Consider the following 2,860-nt stretch of genomic DNA (forward strand, 5'->3'; position numbering starts at 1 on the left):
ATCTTAGATGGCTTCATAGCTCAGTCGGTAGAGCAGTAGACTGAAAATCTACGTGTCCTTGGTTCGATTCCGAGTGAAGCCACCATAAAAGACTACATCATTTCGATGTAGTCTTTTTTCATTTACATCCTTTTAAAGTGAAGGGTATACATGGAGTAAGAGAATGGATGCTGAAACACCATTCTTGTGCAAACGTTTGACATTTCCTAAGTCAATACTATACAATCAAGGTGAAAAATTTCGATTAATTTAGGAGGTAATGAAATGGACGTATTAACCCACATCAAGGAAGAACACGAACAGTTTAGAGACCTTATGAAGGAAATTGAAAATGCGGCAGGACAGAAGAAAAAAGAGCTTTTCAGAGAACTGTACGCACAGCTGCACGGACACCATGAAGCAGAGGAGCATGTCGTATTTCCGCTTGTGAAAGAAAAAGTCGGTGAAGAAGACAAAGAAGTGGTTCGTGAAATGATCGAAGAGCATAGTTTGGGAAACTATCAGTTCAGTGTAATTGAAAAAACCTTCGTCGATAATGAAACATGGGATGCCAAGTTCAGTGTGCTTAAGGAAGTTCTGGAACATCATATGAAAGAAGAGGAAGATGAACTGATCACACTTGCTCGAAAAGTTCTCTCCAAGGAAAAACTGGAAGAAGTGCTGGAAGAGTTTGAAACGGTTCTCGAGAAAAAGAAAAAAGAGAAGGAGAATGATCTTAAACAGAAATAAGGGGTCATTCCATAAGATCATAAGAAGCTGAAGGTGTAATCTTTCAGCTTTTTTCTTTCGTGAAATAGAGTTTACAGAAGAAATCACAGGATCCTACGAGAGAATCAATTCTAATCGAGTGCTGAAGAAGGGTGTTTGCAGACCACGGATGAAAGCCTAGCGCACACTGTTTTCACTCCAGTGTTAATGCAAGATGAAAACGGGGCTAATAGTTTAGTAATACTAAACTATTAATTTATAAAACTTCATATAAAGTTATTGACAGAGCTCTGTTTTTTCTGTAAACTCACTGAGGATAGAGTTTTACAGAGATGAGGTTTCATTAAGTTTATTGACATGAAATAACAGATAAATACCTTTGTAACATGAAAATACCAAATCAATTTAAAGAGAAGGAGCGCCAAAAATGGCAGAAAAACTGAAACTATACGGCTTTAACAATTTGACGAAGACCTTAAGCTTTAACATCTATGATATCTGTTATGCAAAGACTGAGAAAGAACAGAGCGAATACGTAGATTATATTGATGAGATGTATAATTCCGAGAGACTTACAAAGATACTCTGCGACGTTACAGATATGATCGGAGCACATGTACTGAATATCTCGAAGCAGGATTATGATCCGCAAGGGGCTAGTGTTACAATTCTAATCTCAGAAGAACCTCTTCTGATGACCAGCGTAGACCCATCCTGTAACCTGGGGGAAAGTCTTTATGAGAAAAGAGACAGTGTGGTAGGACATCTTGATAAGAGCCACCTGACGGTTCATACCTACCCTGAATATCATCCGGATAAATCCATAGCCAGCTTCAGAGTGGACATTGAGGTATCTACCTGCGGGAAGATTTCACCGCTGAATGCTCTTGATTATCTGATTGGCAGCTTTGATTCTGATATCATCACCATCGATTACAGAGTGAGAGGATTCACAAGAGGAGAAGATGGACGCAAGTTCTTCATGGACCATGATATAAGGTCCATCCAGGAATATATAGATGCAAAAACCTTGGATGCTTATGATGCGCAGGATATCAATGTATATCAGGCGAATCTCTTTCACACGAAAATGCTGATCAAGGAACTGAATCTGCAGAATTATCTTTTCAGAAATGATATAAGAGAATTCACGCCAAAAGAGCGTCTGGAGATTTCAAACAATCTGAGAAGAGAAATGATTGAGATCTACAGTGGCAGAAATATCTACGATTAATACTTAAAACGGAGGGAATAATATGGAACTTTGGTATACGGAAGATCATAGCAAGGAAGCGAAGTTTTCCATCAAGGTGGAAAAACAGCTTTATTCAGGTAAAAGTGATTTTCAGAGAATAGATGTATTTGAAAGCAATGAATTCGGTAAGTTCTTCACTCTGGACGGACTTGTAATGATCACGGAAAAAGATGAATTCATCTATCATGATATGATTGTTCATGTGCCCATGGCCACGAACCCTGATATTAAAAAGGTTCTTGTCATCGGTGCAGGAGATGGCGGAACAGTGAGAGAACTGGTCCGATATGAGAGCATTGAGAAAATAGATATGGTTGAAATCGATAAGCTTGTAGTGGATGTATGCAGGGAGTATTTCCCCAATTCCACCAGCGGACTGGATGATGAGAGAGTGACCCTCTATTTTGAAGACGGTCTGAAGTTTGTCAGTGAGAAGGAAAATGAGTATGACCTCATCATTGTGGACAGCACAGATCCTATCGGACCTGGAGAAGGACTCTTCACAAGAGTATTCTATGAAAACTGTCATAAAGCGCTAACGGAAAAAGGAATTCTTGTGAATCAGCATGAAAGTCCTTTTTATGAGGAATACCAGAAAGCCATGCAGAGGGCACATCAGAGAATCCATGAATTCTTCCCTGTGGCTAAGGTGTACCAGGTGCATATCCCAACCTACGCATCCGGACACTGGCTCTTCGGCTTCGCATCCAAATCCTTCGATCCGGTCAAAGATCTTGATGCAGACAGATGGAATGCGCTGGGGCTTGAAACAGGATACTACAACACGGAAATTCATAAGGCTGCATTTGCATTACCCAATTACGTGAAGAAGCTATTAGACGAGGCTGTAAATAAATAGACTGATCTGAAAAGAAGAAAACGAAGGCGTTTTCTTCT

At 39.8% G+C, this 2,860-nt stretch carries 3 protein-coding genes and 1 tRNA gene; all 4 read left to right on the plus strand.

Going from position 1 to position 2,860, the window contains the following annotated elements; all coding sequences use genetic code 11:
• Positions 1 to 9: 9 nt before the first annotated feature.
• The 4 genes from ACHAL6_RS15480 to speE all read left to right on the plus strand — a co-directional run bounded on the left by ACHAL6_RS15480 (position 10) and on the right by speE (position 2,822).
• Positions 10 to 85, plus strand: a tRNA-Phe gene (locus tag ACHAL6_RS15480).
• 179 nt (positions 86 to 264) lie between these two features.
• Positions 265 to 729, plus strand: coding sequence for a hemerythrin domain-containing protein (locus ACHAL6_RS15485; RefSeq protein WP_395271552.1), 465 nt, complete (start codon positions 265 to 267; stop codon positions 727 to 729).
• A gap of 406 nt (positions 730 to 1,135) precedes the next feature.
• On the plus strand, positions 1,136 to 1,942 hold the full coding sequence (gene speD, locus ACHAL6_RS15490) for an adenosylmethionine decarboxylase (protein ID WP_395271553.1): 807 nt from the start codon (positions 1,136 to 1,138) through the stop codon (positions 1,940 to 1,942).
• A 22-nt stretch (positions 1,943 to 1,964) separates the two neighbouring features.
• Positions 1,965 to 2,822 carry a polyamine aminopropyltransferase gene (gene speE, locus ACHAL6_RS15495; protein ID WP_395271554.1) on the plus strand — a complete coding sequence of 286 codons (858 nt, stop codon included), beginning with the start codon at positions 1,965 to 1,967 and terminating at the stop codon, positions 2,820 to 2,822.
• Positions 2,823 to 2,860: the final 38 nt, after the last annotated feature.

This window comes from Proteiniclasticum sp. C24MP, from assembly GCF_043951855.1.
In the GTDB taxonomy this organism is placed as follows: domain Bacteria; phylum Bacillota; class Clostridia; order Clostridiales; family Clostridiaceae; genus Proteiniclasticum.

Excerpts from the sequence above, each read along its gene's own strand:
- speD (WP_395271553.1), top strand. The coding sequence starts at position 1,136 with ATGGCAGAAAAACTGAAACTATACGGCTTTAACAATTTGACGAAGACC.
- speE (WP_395271554.1), top strand. The coding sequence starts at position 1,965 with ATGGAACTTTGGTATACGGAAGATCATAGCAAGGAAGCGAAGTTTTCC.
- ACHAL6_RS15485 (WP_395271552.1), top strand. The coding sequence starts at position 265 with ATGGACGTATTAACCCACATCAAGGAAGAACACGAACAGTTTAGAGAC.